The sequence below is a fragment of the Streptomyces sp. NBC_00076 genome, assembly GCF_045041235.1.
GTDB lineage: Bacteria > Actinomycetota > Actinomycetes > Streptomycetales > Streptomycetaceae > Streptomyces.
Map to the genome: position 1 here is coordinate 1,571,552 of NZ_CP108242.1, position 14,776 is coordinate 1,586,327.

The window sequence follows — 14,776 nt, forward strand, 5'->3', positions numbered from 1 at the left end:
CCCGCCCCCGGTCACATCAGTGGCCGGGGGCGGTTCTAGTCTTGGGGCGGACAGAAACCGTACAACCCCCACGAATCAGGAGCCGGCGGAATGGATCACAGCGGGCACGGCATGACCATGGATCTGCCGCCGTTCACGCTGGGGCGGGGTCTTCAGTGGTCGGCCGACCCGTTCTTTCTGGTGGCCTGCCTGGTGGGCCTCGGCCTGTACGGGTGGGGGGTCGTGCGGCTGCGGCGGCGTGGGGACGCGTGGTCGGCGGGGCGGACGGTCGCGTTTGTCGCCGGTGTGCTGACCGTCGCCCTCGTGATGTGCACCGGGCTGAACGACTACGGCATGGTCATGTTCAGCGTGCACATGGTGCAGCACATGGTGATCAGCATGCTGTCGCCGATCCTGATCCTGCTCGGCGCCCCCATCACGCTGGCGCTGCGCGCGCTGCCGCCCGCGGGGCGCGGCCGCAAGGGTCCGCGGGAAGTGCTGCTGATGTTCCTGCACAGCCGCTACATGCGGATCATCACGCATCCCGCGTTCACCATCCCGCTGTTCATCGCGAGCCTGTACGCGCTGTACTTCACCCCGATGTTCGACTTCCTGATGGGGTCCAAGACCGGGCACATCGCGATGATGGTGCACTTCTTCGCCGTCGGCGTGGTCTTCTTCTGGCCGATCATGGGAGTCGACCCGGGCCCGAGCCGCCCCGGCTATCTGATGCGGATGCTGGAGCTGTTCGCCGGGATGCCCTTCCACGCCTTCTTCGGCATCGCGCTCATGATGGCGTCGACGCCGATGGTCAAGACGTTCGAGAACCCGCCCGCCTCGCTCGGTATCGACGCGCTGTCGGACCAGAACGCGGCCGGCGGAATCGCGTGGGCGTTCAGTGAGATTCCGTCCGTACTCGTACTGGTCGCACTGCTGTTCCAGTGGTACGGATCCGAGCAGCGCCAGTCCAAGCGCCAGGACCGGGCCGCCGACCGGGACGGCGACAAGGAACTCGAGGCATACAACGCCTATTTGGCCTCATTGAACGCACGCGGGCGTTGAGGGGCCGCTCATTCAGTAGCATGAAGCGCGACGGGGGGACCGCCGGGGGGAGCGGTGATGACACTTCGCGCATTGATGCAAAGGCTCGCGAAAAAAATTGCGGGTCCATTGGTTCTCGTTCTCGCACTGAGCGGATGCGACAGAGACACGTCCTTGTCGGTGGTGAAGGCCGTCGCCGTGGGAGTGCCCTCCCTGGCGCCGTTCTTCGACGAGCACAGCGGACTCGGCCAGGACGCCCAGGTCCGGTCGCTTCCCGCACACGGCGGGTTGCAGCAGGGCGACACACCAGGACTGTACGGGGGCTCGAAACAACCGACGGTCTGTGAAGTCGAACGGCTCGAACAGTTTCTCGCGGAGCCCGCGAACGGGCACAAGTCCCAGGCGTGGGCACGGGCGCTGGGGATCACCAGGGAAGAGATCCCGGATTATCTGGAACGACTCACACCTGTTCTGTTGCGTCACGACACTCTTGTGAAGAACCACGACTACAAAAAGGGAAAAGCTGCCCCCTACGACTCCCTGCTCCAGGCGGGAATCGCGATTCTCGTCGATCAGCGTGGACTTCCCGCCGTGAAGTGCTCGTGCGGAAATCCCCTACGGCCTTTCCAGGGGGACACGAGCCGGATCTCCGTCACGTTCGGGGACGGCAACAAGAAGTGGCGGGGATACGAGCGTTCGTCGGTGGTCGGCGTACGGCCCGCCTCCCGGAAGCTGGATCACATCGCCCTCGTCGACGTCCACACGCCCGCGCGGGGCATCAGCCGGCCGGTCGGCACGACGGGCGAGGACGACTCCGCCTTCGACACCCACCGGCGGCGCGCGGTGCCGAACCTCACCGGGACGACGTTCGGGCAGGCGAGCCGGCAGCTGGCCGACACGGGGCTGGCGGCCGGCTACGACGGGCAGGGGCTGCCGCCGGAGGCCGCCAGGGTCACGGCCACCGATCCGCCGGCGGGGACCGAGCTGCGGTTCGGGGAGTACGTGACGCTGAGCGTGGCCGGGGGTGCGTCGGGACGCGGGCAGGGGGGCACGGGCACGTCCGAGGCCCCTTCCGAGAACTCCTCCAAGGACCCCTCCGAAGGCACGCACCAAGGCACGCACGGGGGCGCGTCCGGTAGGACGACCGCTCCCCCGCCGTCCGGGGCCCCCGGTGCGACGACGACACCACCGCCGCCGCCGTCCAGCAGTGGGCCGGAGGCCCCCACGTCCGGTACATCGGGTGCGTCTGGCACCTCCGGTACCTCGCCCGGCTCGCAGACTCCGCCGCCCGACCACCTGCCGTCCGACCCCCCGCCCGGCTCCGGGCCACCGTCCTCGAACCCGCCACCCGCTTCCGCGCCCGCCGCCTCACCCCGGCCGAGTGCGCCGCCCGCGTCCGTTCCCGCGGCCACGTCGCCGCCGCAGGTGACGAGCGCACCCCCGCCCGCTGATCCGCCCCCGCCCAGCGTCCCGGTCACCACAAGCGCCCCACCCCCGATGAGCGCCCCCGTCACCGGCGTACCCGCCGGCAGTGAACCGGCGAGCGCCGAGCCGACCGTCGGCGTGTTCACGTAGCGCCTCCGTAGAACCCGGGAGTCACCGGATGCCCCAAGGACCATCGACGTCGGGAGTGGGCCGGGTCATCGCCGGCCGCTATGAGCTGCTGAACCGGCTCGGCAGTGGCGGTATGGGCCGTGTGTGGCTGGCCCACGACCGGAGACTCGCCTGCGAGGTCGCGCTCAAGGAGATCGTGTTCCGCGACCCGGCCGAGGCGAGTCTCGAGCGGGAGGCGCGGGTGGCTCGGGCCCGCGCCGAGGCCCGGTACGCGGCCGGGCTGCGCGGCCATCCGCACGTGGTGACCGTGCACGACGTGCTGGAGCACGACGGGCTGCCGTGGATCGTCATGGAGTACGTGGCGGGCGCCGTCGACCTGCGGGACCTGGTCGAGACGCGGGGGCCGCTCGCCCCCGCCGAGTGCGCCCGGGTCGGCCTGGCCGTGCTCGACGCGCTGACCGCGGGGCACGAACGGGGCGTGCTGCACCGGGACGTGAAACCGGCGAACATCCTGCTGGCGCCGGATCGCTCGGGAGCTCCGTACGGACGTGTCCTGCTCATGGACTACGGCATCTCCGTGCAGCCGGACACCGATCAGACGCGGTACACACTGGCGTCCGTGCTCGTGGGCACGGCCGGCTATCTGGCACCCGAGCGGGCCACGGGCGAGGCGCCCACCCCGGCCGCCGACCTGTTCTCACTGGGGTGCACGCTCTACCACGCCGTCGAAGGCGAGGGGCCGTTCGAGCGCGAGTCGCATCTCGCCGAGATCACCGCGGTGGTCATGGAGGAGCCACGGCCGGCCGTGCGGGCCGGGGCGCTGGCGCCCGTGCTGCGGGCCCTGCTCGCGAAGGACCCGGCCCAGCGGCTGACGGCGCCGGAGACCGAGGCGGCGCTGTCGCGGATCGTCACCCCGCAGCCGGAGGCGTACGCCCGCACCCGGACCGACCTGGGGTCGCAGCCGCCGTGGGCGGGCCCGCCCGCGCCGCCGCCAGATCCGCAGGGATACGGGCCGCCGCCCGCCGGGTCACTGGAGCCCGGCCCGACACCGGGGCCGCACGGGCGCGGGGCGGCTGCGGGGCAGCGCGGGCACGGATCAGTCGCAGAGCCGATCGGGCACGAGGCACCCGCGGAATCACCGGAGCCCGGAGGACCGCCGCCCGCAGGGACACCTGCGCCCTGCTCGCCCGCAGGACCACACAGGCACGTGGCACCCACAGGACCACCGGGACACAGCACGCCACCCGCAGGGACACCGAAGCCCGGCTCGCCCGCAGGACGACACGCACACAAGGAGCCCGCGGGACCACCGGAACACGGACCGCCACCCGCAGGGACACCGGAGCCCGGGCCGGCCGCAGGGCCACACGCGCATGGATCAATCGCGGAGCCGCACGGGCACAGGTCACCCGCAGGGGCGGACGGCCGCCGGGTGTCGGCGGCCGGGCCGGACGGGGCCGGGCCGGCGTGGCCCTGGCCGGCCATGGGGCCCGAGGGGTACGGGAGGGGCGCGGGTCCGCAGGGGTACCGGCCGGACTCGGCCGGGTTCGGGGCGGTGGTGCCGCCCGCTGCCGAACCCGGTCGGCGGCGGCGTGAGCGCTCGCACGCTCTGCGGGCCGCCCTCGCCTGCGGACTGGGGCTGACGCTCGCGCTGGGCGGTGTCTGGTACGCCATGGCCGACCGATCGGGTGGCGGCTCCGAGAGTGGGACCGGGCCGCCGTACGGCGAGACCGTCGGGCTGGCCGGGCCACTGCGCGAGGGCGACTGTGTCCTCGCCGAGTGGGCGGGCGGCGCCCGTTTCCAGGGTGTGCCCCGGCTGACCCCGGACCCCACCTGTGGGGGCGCGGCGGCGCCGGACGGGCAGGTGCTGGCCCTCGTGGCGGCGGCGTCGGTGGAGGAGGCACGGCGGCTGGGGCCGGTCCGGTGCGAGGAGCGGACGCGGGAGATCCGGGACAAGCTCGCCGATGTGCGCAGTCTCGCCGTCGTGCCGTCGCAGGACGGTTTCCGGGCCGCCGGGCGGCGCAGCGCCTGTCTGGTGGTGGGCGCGCACGGGCCGGTGTACGGGCCGCTGGGCGGCCACCGCCTGCCCGGCTCGGGCTTCGCGGACACGGCGACCATGCAGAAGCGGGACTGTCTGGACGTCCGCTCGAACCGGGACGCGCGGCTGGTGTCCTGCGGCGGACCGCACGACGAGCAGGTGCTCGGGTTCACCCGGCTCGGCGCGGAGGTCACGCTCCGCGAGGCGCGCACCGAGTCGGACGTGGCGTGCGGGCGGGAGGTGCCGCCGGGCGACTACGGATTCGACCCTTCGGCCTACACGGCGGGCTCCTGGACCAGCGAGGGGCCCTGGAAGAACGGCACACATTTCGTCGTCTGCACCGTCCGGAGGCAGAACGGGGGCACCATGGAGGGAGACGAACCATGAGGAGGGTGTTGCGATGCCCGGTTCCCCGGACGGCTCGACCAGAACGATGGGGGTGCTCACCGTAGGCGGACTCGTCGCGGTGACCGCCTACACGGTGGCTCTCGGCAGTAACGGCTGGCTGTGGTTCGGCTGGGTCGTGCTGGGCCTGATCACCCTCGGGATGGTGGCCACGCGCAGCACCTGACCGTCAGCCGTCGCTGAGGCGGCTCGCGGAGTGCACCCCCGGCTGGTATTTCGGCACCCGGGCGGTGATTTTCATGCCCGCTCCCACGGCGGTCTCGATGACCAGGCCGTAGCCGTCGCCGTAGACCTGGCGGAGCCGGTCGTCCACGTTGGACAGGCCGATGCCGCCGGACGGGCTGATCTCACCCGCCAGGATGCGGCGCAGCAGGACGGGGTCCATTCCGGCGCCGTCGTCCTCGATGACGACCAGGGCCTCGGCCCCGGAGTCCTGTGCGGTGATGGTGATGTGGCTCTTGCCCGCGGACACCGCCTTGCCCTCCAGGCCGTGCTTGACGGCGTTCTCGACGAGGGGCTGGAGGCAGAGGAACGGCAGGGCGACCGGCAGCACCTCCGGGGCGATCTGCAGGGTCACCGAGAGGCGGTCACCGAAGCGTGCCCGTACGAGCGCCAAGTAGTGGTCGATGGCGTGCAGTTCGTCGGCCAGGGTGGTGAAGTCGCCGTGTCTGCGGAACGAGTAGCGGGTGAAGTCGGCGAATTCCAGGAGCAGTTCGCGGGCCCGCTCGGGGTCGGTGCGCACGAACGAGGCGATCACCGCGAGCGAGTTGAAGATGAAGTGCGGGGATATCTGCGCGCGCAGGGCCTTGATCTCGGCCTCGATGAGGCGGGTGCGGGACTGGTCGAGGTCGGCGAGTTCCAGCTGTACGGAGACCCAGCGGGCGACCTCGCCGGCGGCCCTGACGAGGATGGCGGACTCGCGGGGCGCGCAGGCCACCAGGGCGCCGTGGACCCGGTCGTCGACGGTGAGGGGGGCGACGACCGCCCAGCGCACCGGGCAGTCGGGGGTGTCGCAGGTGAGCCGGAACGCCTCTCCGCGACCGGTCTCCAAGGGGCCCGCGAGACGCTCCATGATCTCGGAGCGGTGGTGGGCGCCCACGCCGTCCCAGACCAGGACCTCCCGCTGGTCGGTCAGACACAGCGCGTCCGTGCCGAGCAGTGTGCGCAGTCGGCGGGCCGACTTGCGGGCGGTCTCCTCGGTCAGGCCGGCCCGCAGCGGGGGTGCGGCGAGGGAGGCGGTGTGCAGGGTCTCGAAGGTGGCGTGCTCGACGGGCGTGCCGAGTCCGCCGAGGTTCTGCGGGCGCGCCGTACGCCGGCCGAGCCAGAAACCGGCGGCCAGCAGCGGCAGGATCGCCACGCACAGCCCGGCGAGGAATCCGCTCATGCTCTCACCGCCACCGCCACCGCCACCGTGTGGGGCACGCTCATGCCTTCACCTCCGCACGCAGTTCCTCCGGCAGATGGAAGCGCGCCAGGATCGCCGCCGTCCCCGCCGGTACCCGTCCCGCCGTCGCCAGGGACACCAGCACCATGGTGAGGAAGCCCAGTGGCACCGACCAGAGCGCGGGCCAGGCGAGCAGGGCGTGCAGCGGGCCGGGGCCCGGGAAGCCCGCCATGGTCGCGGCCACGGCGACGAACGCGGAACCGCCGCCGACCAGCATCCCGGCGGCGGCGCCCGGCGGGGTCAGCCTGCGCCACCAGATGCCGAGGACGAGCAGCGGGCAGAACGACGACGCCGACACGGCGAAGGCCAGGCCCACCGCGTCCGCGACGGGCAGTCCGCCGGCCAGGACGCTCGCGGCGAGCGGGACGGCCATGGCGAGGACCGTGCCGAGCCGGAAGTGCCGTACACCGCGCGAGGGCAGGACGTCCTGGGTGAGGACGCCCGCGACGGCCATGGTCAGCCCGGAGGCCGTGGACAGGAACGCGGCGAAGGCGCCGCCCGCCACCAGCGCGCCGAGGAGGTCGCCGCCGACGCCGCCGATCATGCGGTCGGGCAGCAGCAGGACGGCGGCGTCCGCGTTGCCGGTGAGGGTGAGTTCGGGGGTGTAGAGCCGGCCGAGGGCGCCGTAGACCGGCGGCAGGAGGTAGAAGACGCCGATGAGGGCGAGCACGGCCACCGTGGTGCGCCGGGCGGCGACACCGTGCGGGCTGGTGTAGAAGCGGACGACGACGTGCGGCAGGCCCATGGTGCCGAGGAAGGTGGCGAGGATCAGTCCGTACGTCGCGTACAGCGGGCGTTCCTCGCGGCTCGCGGCCAGGGAGGTCGACATGCCGCCGTTGGTGCCGCGGTCGGCGGCCGGGACGGTGGCGCCCTTGGCGAAGGTGAGCCGGGTGCCCTGCTCGATGTGATGGGTGCCGGCCGGGAGCCGGAGCCGCTGCCGGTCGTGCGGGCGGCCGTCGACCGTGCCGGTGACCGTGACGGTCAGGGGTCGGTCGAGCTTGAGGTCGAGGCTGTCGTCGACCCGGACGACCCGCTGCTCGCGGAGGGTCACCGGTTCCTCGAAGGCGTGCCGGGGCGCTCCGTCGCCCTGCCAGGCGAGGAACAGGAAGAGGGCGGGGACCAGCAGGGCGGTGAGCTTGAGCCAGTACTGGAAGGCCTGTACGAAGGTGATGCTGCGCATGCCGCCGGCGGCGACGGTGGCCACCACGACGACCGCGACGATCACTCCCCCGAGCCATTCGGGCGCCCCCGTCAGCACGGTCAACGTCAGCCCGGCGCCCTGGAGTTGAGGCAGCAGGTACAGCCAGCCGACCCCGACGACGAAGGCGCCCGCCAGCCGCCGTACGGCCTGGGAGGCGAGCCTGGCCTCGGCGAAGTCGGGCAGCGTGTAGGCGCCGGAGCGGCGCAGCGGGGCGGCGACGAACAGGAGGAGGACCAGATACCCGGCGGTGTAGCCGACGGGGTACCAGAGCATGTCCGGCCCCTGGACGAGGACCAGTCCGGCGATGCCGAGGAAGGAGGCGGCGGAGAGGTACTCGCCGCTGATGGCGGTCGCGTTCAGGCGGGGGCCGACGGTGCGGGAGGCCACGTAGAAGTCGGAGGTGGTGCGGGAGATGCGCAGGCCGAAGGCGCCGACGAGGACGGTCGCGACGACGACGAGGGCGACGGCGGGGACGGCGTAGTTCGAGTTCATCCGGGTCGGTTCAGCGGTCTTCGACGAGGCGCACGAAGTCCCGCTCGTTGCGTTCGGCGCGCCGCACGTACCAGCGGGCGAGCAGCACCAGCGGGGCGTAGAGGCCGAAGCCGAGGACGGCCCACTCGAGGCCGCGGGCGTCCGGCATCGCCGCGAAGAGCAGCGGCAGCGGGCCCACCAGCAGGCCGAGGACCGCGAACACGGTGAGGGCGGCGCGCAGTTGGCTGCGCATCAGGGAGCGGACGTAGGTGTGGCCGAGGGTGGTCTGTTCGTCGATCTCGGTGCGCGGCCGGTAGTAGCCGAGGACGCGGCGTTCGCGCCGGGGTGGGCCGGTGACGACGACTCGGCGTTCGGTGGGGTGCTGGGGCACCGTCACGGCCTCCTCATCAGCAGGTCCCGCAGTTCACGGGTGTGGCGTCGGCTGACCTGGAGTTCCTCGGAGCCGACCAGGACGCTCACCGTACCCGCGTCCAGGCGGAGTTCGCCGATGTGGCGCAGGGCGACCAGGTGGCGGCGGTGGATGCGGAGGAAGCCTCTGGAGCGCCAGCGTTCCTCCAGGGCCGACAGCGGGATCCGTACGAGATGGCTGCCCTTGTGGGTGTGCAGCCGGGCGTAGTCGCCCTGCGCCTCGACGTGCGTGATGTCGTCGACGGAGACGAAGCGGATCACACCGCCGAGCTCCACGGGTATGTGGTCCGGGTCGGGTTCGTGCACGGGGATGCGGGGGCCGGAGTCACTGCGCTCGGCGGCCCGCCGGACGGCCTCCGCGAGACGTTCCTTGCGGACGGGTTTGAGGACGTAGTCGACGGCCTTGAGGTCGAAGGCCTGGACGGCGAAGTCCTCGTGCGCGGTGACGAACACGACCAGTGGTGGTTCGGCGAACCCGGTCAGCAGGCGGGCGAGGTCCAGGCCGTCGAGGCCGGGCAGGTTGATGTCGAGGAAGACCACGTCGATCGCCTCCGGCCCGTGCGGCCCGGACTCCAGCGCCCGGTTGATCCGGCGCAGCGCCTCGGTCGCGTCACCGGCGCCCTCCGCACTGCCGATGCGGGGGTCGGCGTTCAGGAGGTAGAGCAGCTCCTCCAGGGAGGGGTGTTCGTCGTCGACAGCCAGGGCGCGCAGCATGAGGGTGGAGTGTAGGAGCAATTCGTACGACAGGACATGTGCCGGGGTGTGGACGTGCGCGCTGACCGGGGTGCCCTTCGGGTGCTGGATACAGTGCCCGCATGAACAGCAGGCCCACACCGTTCGACGAGCTGGACCGGAAGATCCTCACCGCGCTGATGGCGAACGCCAGGACCAGTTTCGCCGAGATCGGCACGGTGGTCGGGCTGTCCGCGACGGCGGTGAAGCGGCGGGTGGACCGGCTGCGCGACACCGGTGTGATCACCGGGTTCACGGCGACGGTGCGGCCGTCGGCTCTGGGCTGGCTCACGGAGGCCTACGTCGAGGTGTACTGCGAGGGCGCGGCCCCGCCCCGGCGGCTCGCGGAGATGGTCCGCCACCATCCGGAGATCACCGCGGCCATGACGGTGACGGGCGGGGCGGACGCGTTGCTGCATGTGCGGGCGCGGGACGTGGACCACTTCGAGGAGGTGCTGGAGCGGATCCGGACGGAGCCGTTCATCCGGAAGACGATCAGTGTGATGGTGCTGTCCCACCTCCTTCCGGAGAGCCCGGAGGCGGGTGCCAGCCAGCCCGTGCCGGAGGAAAAACCCGGGAACGCAACAGACGTGCGCTGAACCGGCAAAAGACGCAGCATTCCTGCGCAGACACGCAATTCTTGTTCCTTGTCGGGTGTATCCGCCACTTCCTACCTTGGTGTCAACCCTCAGTCGACACCGCAGGAAGCGGAGGAACCCCTCTGTGACCGATACCCGTGTGCCGCGCCGACGGCGCTTCCTCGTCTGCGAACCCAGACACTTCGCCGTGCAGTACGCGATCAACCCCTGGATGCATCCCGACACCCGAGTCGACGCCGATCTGGCCCACGAGCAGTGGCAGGAGCTGATCCGCGTCTACCGGACCCATGGCCACGAGGTCGACACCCTGGAGCCGGTCCCCGGCCTCCCGGACATGGTCTTCGCCGCCAACTCGGCGGTCGTGGTCGGCGGCCGGGTCTTCGGCTCGCTCTTCCACGCGCCCGAACGCCGTCCCGAGTCCACGCACTACGACACCTGGTTCAAGGCGGCGGGCTACGACGTCCACCGCCCGACGTCCGTCTGTGAGGGCGAGGGGGACCTGGTGTGGACGGGCCGGTACCTGCTGGCCGGCACCGGCTTCCGCACGACCCGCGAGGCCCACCGCGAGGTGCAGGAGTTCTTCGGCCACCCGGTGATCAGCCTGACGCTGGTGGACCCGTACTTCTACCACCTGGACACGGCCCTGTTCGTCCTGGACGGCGGCCGCGACGGAAACATCGTCTACTACCCGGAGGCCTTCTCCCACGGCAGTCGCGCGGTCCTCGCGGGGCTGTACCCGGACGCGGTGCTCGCCACCCGCGACGACGCGATGACGTTCGGACTGAACTCCGTCTCCGACGGCCGGAACGTCTTCATCGCACCACAGGCCGAGGCGCTGGCCACCCGCCTCGCCGACCGCGGTTATGTCCCCGTCCCCGTCGACCTCTCGGAGTTCCAGAAGGCCGGCGGTGGCATCAAGTGCTGCACCCAGGAGATCCGCTCATGACCGCTCCCGTCCGCACCCGTTCGTCCGCCGATCTGATCATCGCCGAGGAGCCGGTGCTGGCGCACAACTACCATCCGCTGCCCGTGGTCGTCGCGCGTGCGGAGGGCACCTGGGTGGAGGACGTGGAGGGCCGCCGTTACCTCGACCTGCTGGCCGGCTACTCGGCCCTCAACTTCGGTCACCGGCATCCCGCGCTGATCGAGGCGGCACACCGCCAGCTGGACCGGCTGACGCTCACCTCGCGCGCCTTCCACAACGACCGGCTCGCCGAATTCGCCGAGCGGCTGGCGGAGTTGACCGGTCTCGACATGGTGCTGCCCATGAACACCGGCGCCGAGGCGGTGGAGAGCGCGATCAAGGTGGCCCGCAAGTGGGCGTACGAGGTGAAGGGCGTTCCGGCGGACCGGGCCACGATCGTGGTGGCGGCGGACAACTTCCACGGCCGTACCACGACGATCGTGTCGTTCTCCACGGACGAGACCGCCCGGGCGGGCTTCGGCCCGTTCACGCCGGGCTTCCGTGTGGTGCCGTACAACGACCTGGCCGCGCTGGAGGCGGCGGTCGACGAGACGACGGCGGCGGTGCTGATCGAGCCCATCCAGGGCGAGGCGGGCGTGGTCATCCCGGACGAGGGCTACCTGACCGGCGTACGCGAACTGACCCGTCGGCGGGACTGTCTCTTCGTGGCCGACGAGATCCAGTCGGGGCTCGGCCGCACGGGCCGCACGCTCGCCGTGGAGCACGAGGGCGTGGTTCCGGACGTACTGCTGCTGGGCAAGGCGCTGGGCGGCGGAATCGTCCCGGTGTCCGCTGTCGTCGCCCGCCGGGACGTGCTCGGCGTGCTGCGGCCGGGCGAGCACGGATCGACGTTCGGCGGCAATCCGCTCTCCGCCGCGGTCGGCACGGCGGTGGTCGAGTTGCTGGAGACGGGCGAGTTCCAGCGCCGCGCCGCCGACCTGGGCACGGTGCTGCGCGACGGGCTCACGGGTCTGGTCGGCAAGGGCGTCGTCGGCTTCCGCGCGCGCGGACTGTGGGCGGGCGTCGACGTGGACCCGGCCGTGGGCACCGGCCGTGAGATCGGCGAGCGGCTGCTCCGGGAGGGCGTCCTGGTCAAGGACACCCACGGTTCGACCATCCGCATGGCCCCGCCCCTGACGATCACCGGGGAGGAGCTCGCCATGGCGCTCGAGGCTCTGGAGAGGGTGCTGGGGACGGGGTGACCCGGCAGGGCGCCCGGTGCGGTGGTGCCGTACGGGGGACGGGCGCCCTGACCCCGGACGCCGGCCCGTCCCGCCCCCGGCGCGCGACGCGATCCGCGACCGTGTGGCCGGCCGGTGCGGCGCCGCCTGTCCGCTCGATCCTCCCGGGCGGACGCCGGCCGACCGCACGATTCCTCCTTAAAGGGGCAAGATTGAGTCAAGTAGTGGTAGACCACTCTCAGCGACAGAGAGGTCGGCCGTGGGCACAGACGAGGAGAGCGACGTCGCCCGTCGGCGGTTCGACGTGGCGGATGCCGCACCCCTGCTTCTCGACGCCGCGGGGGTGGTGACGAGCTGGAGCGCGCAGGCGCAGCGGCTGCTGGACCACCCTGCTTCCGAGGTGGTGGGTACGAGCCTGGCGGGGCTGGTGTCCGCCGAGGACGCCGGGCGGGTGCCGGGCCTGATCGAGCGATGGCACCGGGACGGCGGCTGGGCGGGGCTGCTGACGGTCCGGCGCGGCGACGGACGGCCGGTCAGGGTCATGGCGCGGGTCGCCTCCGCCGAGGAGGCCCACGGACCCTCGCGGTGGTTGATGCTGCTGTCGGAGCTGGCCGGTGCCTCCGGTTGGGACATGCACCGCACCGTGCTGGAGCAGATGGTCGCCCGCTCACCCATCGGGATCGCCGTCGTCGACACCGACCTGCGGTTCGTCTGGTCGAACGACGCCATGGCGAGGTTCGGTGGCGGGCCGCCCGAGCGGCGGCTGGGGCTGCGGCTGCGGGACGTACAGCCGGGCGTGGACGCCGACGAGGCCGAGGCGCACATGCGACACGTCCTGGCGACCGGGGAGTCGGTCGTGGGATACGAGCAGCTCGGCAACCTGCGGTCCTCGCCGCACCGGGAGACCGCGCAGATGCTGTCGTTCACCCGGCTCGACGACGAGCTGGGTCACCCGATGGGCGTCTACTACACCGTCGTGGACATCACCGGGCACCACCGCGCCCGGCAGCGGCTGGCCCTGCTGGACCGGGCCGGTGAGCGGATCGGCCGCGGTCTGGACGTCGTGAGGACCGCGCAGGAGCTGGCCGACGTTGCGGTCCCGGCGTTCGCCGACCTCGTCGTCGTGGACCTGCTGGAGTCGGTGCTGCGGGGCGCGGAACCGACCCCCGGGCCGTTGGACGGGGTCTCTCCGGTGCGTCTGCGCCGGGCCGGACGGCGGTCCGGGGACGCCGCGATCGCGTGGACCGTCGGCATCGGCGAGGACGTCGTCCACCCGCCCGGGTCGCCACCGAACCGCTGTCTTGCCACCGGCCGGTCCTTCCGCCAGGAGCGGCTCGACCCCCTCGCCCCGGAGTGGGACACCGACTCCCTCAGGGGGCCCGAGGCGACCTCTCCGGAGCTCGGCCCGCACAGCGTCCTGGTGGTGCCGGTCCGGGCGCGGGGCGTCACCCTGGGTGTCACCACGTTCTTCCGGCGGCGGCACCAGGAGCCCTTCGACGAGGACGACCTGCACCTCGCCGAGGATCTCGTCTCGCGGGCGGCCGTGTGCGTGGACAACGCCCGACGCTACACACGCGAACGGGACGCCGCCCTGGTCCTGCAGCGCAACCTGCTGCCGCACCGACTGCCCGAACAGTTCGCGGTGGAGGTCGCCGCCTGCTACCGCCCCGCCGACGAGCTGACCGGCCTGGGCGGCGACTGGTACGACCTGATCCCGCTGTCCGGCGCGCGGGTCGCGCTCGTGGTGGGCGAGGTGCCCGGGCACGGCATCGACGCCGCCGCCGCGATGGGGCGCCTGCGGACCGCCGTACGGACCCTCGCGGCGCTGGAACTGCCGCCCCAGGAGGTGCTCGGCCACCTGGACGACCTGGTGGCGCGTACCGCCCGCGAGGAGGGCCTCGAGTCGGACCCGGTCGGCGACGACAGCACCCAGGCAGTGGGCTCCGGGTGCGTCTACGTCGTCTACGACCCCGCCGACGGACAGTGCACGATGGCCGCCGCGGGCCATCCCGCGCCCGCCGTCGTGCTGCCCGACGGGAGCGTCACCTTCGTCGATCTTCCGCAGGGGCCGCCGCTCGGCGCGGGCGGGCCGCCCTTCGAGGCGGTCGAGCTGGCCCTGGCGGAGGGCAGCACCCTGGCCCTGCACACCGACGGTCTGCTGGCCGGCGGGCCGGAGCGGGCCGTGGACACGGACCGGGACCGGCTGCGGCGGGCCCTGGAGCGGGAGGCGACCTCGCTGGACGTGCGCTGCCGAAGCGTGATCGACGCGCTGGTGCCGGATCATCCGGACGACGACGTGGCCCTGCTGATGGCACGGACCCGGCTCCTCGGTGCTCACCAGGTCGCGGACTGGGACCTGCCCGGTGACCCGGCCGTCGTCGCCGAGGCCCGCAAGGCGGCCACCCGGCAACTCACCGAGTGGAACCTGGAGGAGTTGGCCTTCACCACGGAGCTGGTCGTCAGCGAACTGGTCACCAACGCCATCCGGCACGCCACCGGCCCCATCCGGCTGCGTCTGATCAAGGAGCGGGCGCTGATCTGCGAGGTGCTCGACGGCGGTGCCAGCGCACCGCACCTGCGGCACCCGCGCACCACGGACGAGGGCGGGCGCGGGCTGCTGCTGGTCTCCCAGTTCACCCAGCGGTGGGGAACCCGGTTCGCCCCCGAGGGGAAGATCATCTGGGCGGAGCAGTCCCTGATGGAGTCCTCGGCATGACGTAACCAGAACATATCGTGCG

Annotated in this window: 12 protein-coding genes; 8 read left to right on the forward strand and 4 right to left on the reverse strand. The window is 72.2% G+C overall.

Annotated features, from left to right (window positions below):
* The first annotated feature begins 90 nt into the window (after positions 1–90).
* The 4 genes from OHA64_RS07205 to OHA64_RS07220 all read left to right on the forward strand — a co-directional run bounded on the left by OHA64_RS07205 (position 91) and on the right by OHA64_RS07220 (position 5,183).
* Complete coding sequence (locus tag OHA64_RS07205) at positions 91–1,041, forward strand: cytochrome c oxidase assembly protein (protein ID WP_405609634.1); 951 nt, start codon at positions 91–93, stop codon at positions 1,039–1,041.
* A gap of 159 nt (positions 1,042–1,200) precedes the next feature.
* A complete protein-coding gene (locus OHA64_RS07210) occupies positions 1,201–2,595 on the forward strand; it encodes a DUF6777 domain-containing protein (protein WP_405623884.1) in 1,395 nt (464 codons plus the stop codon).
* Positions 2,596–2,623: 28 nt separating this feature from the next.
* Positions 2,624–4,999, forward strand: a complete 2,376-nt coding sequence (locus OHA64_RS07215) for a protein kinase domain-containing protein (RefSeq protein ID WP_405609637.1) — start codon at positions 2,624–2,626, stop codon at positions 4,997–4,999.
* A gap of 13 nt (positions 5,000–5,012) precedes the next feature.
* On the forward strand, positions 5,013–5,183 hold the full coding sequence (locus tag OHA64_RS07220; protein WP_362435681.1) for a hypothetical protein: 171 nt from the start codon (positions 5,013–5,015) through the stop codon (positions 5,181–5,183).
* A 3-nt stretch (positions 5,184–5,186) separates the two neighbouring features.
* Here OHA64_RS07220 and OHA64_RS07225 read toward each other — a convergent pair whose 3' ends face one another.
* From OHA64_RS07225 to OHA64_RS07240, 4 genes are read right to left on the reverse strand one after another with little or no spacing between them, the layout of a single operon-like run.
* Positions 5,187–6,401: a sensor histidine kinase gene (locus OHA64_RS07225; protein ID WP_405609641.1), complete on the reverse strand. Its 1,215-nt coding sequence runs from the start codon at positions 6,399–6,401 to the stop codon at positions 5,187–5,189.
* 40 nt (positions 6,402–6,441) lie between these two features.
* Complete coding sequence (locus tag OHA64_RS07230; RefSeq protein WP_405609644.1) at positions 6,442–8,154, reverse strand: cation acetate symporter; 1,713 nt, start codon at positions 8,152–8,154, stop codon at positions 6,442–6,444.
* A 10-nt stretch (positions 8,155–8,164) separates the two neighbouring features.
* The gene (locus OHA64_RS07235) at positions 8,165–8,524 is read right to left on the reverse strand and encodes a hypothetical protein (protein WP_405609647.1); all 360 of its coding nucleotides are present in this window, start codon (positions 8,522–8,524) and stop codon (positions 8,165–8,167) included.
* A gap of 2 nt (positions 8,525–8,526) precedes the next feature.
* On the reverse strand, positions 8,527–9,276 hold the full coding sequence (locus tag OHA64_RS07240) for a LytR/AlgR family response regulator transcription factor (protein ID WP_405609650.1): 750 nt from the start codon (positions 9,274–9,276) through the stop codon (positions 8,527–8,529).
* 101 nt (positions 9,277–9,377) lie between these two features.
* Between OHA64_RS07240 and OHA64_RS07245 the strand changes: the two genes are divergently transcribed.
* The 4 genes from OHA64_RS07245 (at position 9,378) to OHA64_RS07260 (ending at position 14,754) form a co-directional block, all read left to right on the forward strand.
* A complete protein-coding gene (locus OHA64_RS07245; protein ID WP_405609653.1) occupies positions 9,378–9,893 on the forward strand; it encodes an Lrp/AsnC family transcriptional regulator in 516 nt (171 codons plus the stop codon).
* A 124-nt stretch (positions 9,894–10,017) separates the two neighbouring features.
* Complete coding sequence (ddaH, locus tag OHA64_RS07250; protein WP_405609656.1) at positions 10,018–10,839, forward strand: dimethylargininase; 822 nt, start codon at positions 10,018–10,020, stop codon at positions 10,837–10,839.
* Entirely contained in the window at positions 10,836–12,059 is a 1,224-nt protein-coding gene (gene rocD / locus OHA64_RS07255; protein ID WP_405609659.1) for an ornithine--oxo-acid transaminase, read from the forward strand. Before ddaH ends, rocD begins: the two co-directional genes overlap by 4 nt.
* A 238-nt stretch (positions 12,060–12,297) precedes the next feature.
* Entirely contained in the window at positions 12,298–14,754 is a 2,457-nt protein-coding gene (locus OHA64_RS07260; RefSeq protein ID WP_405609662.1) for a SpoIIE family protein phosphatase, read from the forward strand.
* Positions 14,755–14,776 lie beyond the last annotated feature (22 nt).

Bases quoted from the DNA above. Each gene is read 5' to 3' on its own strand.
- OHA64_RS07245 (WP_405609653.1), top strand. From the start codon at position 9,378: ATGAACAGCAGGCCCACACCGTTCGACGAGCTGGACCGGAAGATCCTC.
- OHA64_RS07225 (WP_405609641.1), bottom strand. From the start codon at position 6,401: ATGAGCGGATTCCTCGCCGGGCTGTGCGTGGCGATCCTGCCGCTGCTG.
- OHA64_RS07240 (WP_405609650.1), bottom strand. From the start codon at position 9,276: ATGCTGCGCGCCCTGGCTGTCGACGACGAACACCCCTCCCTGGAGGAG.
- OHA64_RS07205 (WP_405609634.1), top strand. From the start codon at position 91: ATGGATCACAGCGGGCACGGCATGACCATGGATCTGCCGCCGTTCACG.
- OHA64_RS07220 (WP_362435681.1), top strand. From the start codon at position 5,013: ATGCCCGGTTCCCCGGACGGCTCGACCAGAACGATGGGGGTGCTCACC.
- rocD (WP_405609659.1), top strand. From the start codon at position 10,836: ATGACCGCTCCCGTCCGCACCCGTTCGTCCGCCGATCTGATCATCGCC.
- OHA64_RS07215 (WP_405609637.1), top strand. From the start codon at position 2,624: ATGCCCCAAGGACCATCGACGTCGGGAGTGGGCCGGGTCATCGCCGGC.
- OHA64_RS07230 (WP_405609644.1), bottom strand. From the start codon at position 8,154: ATGAACTCGAACTACGCCGTCCCCGCCGTCGCCCTCGTCGTCGTCGCG.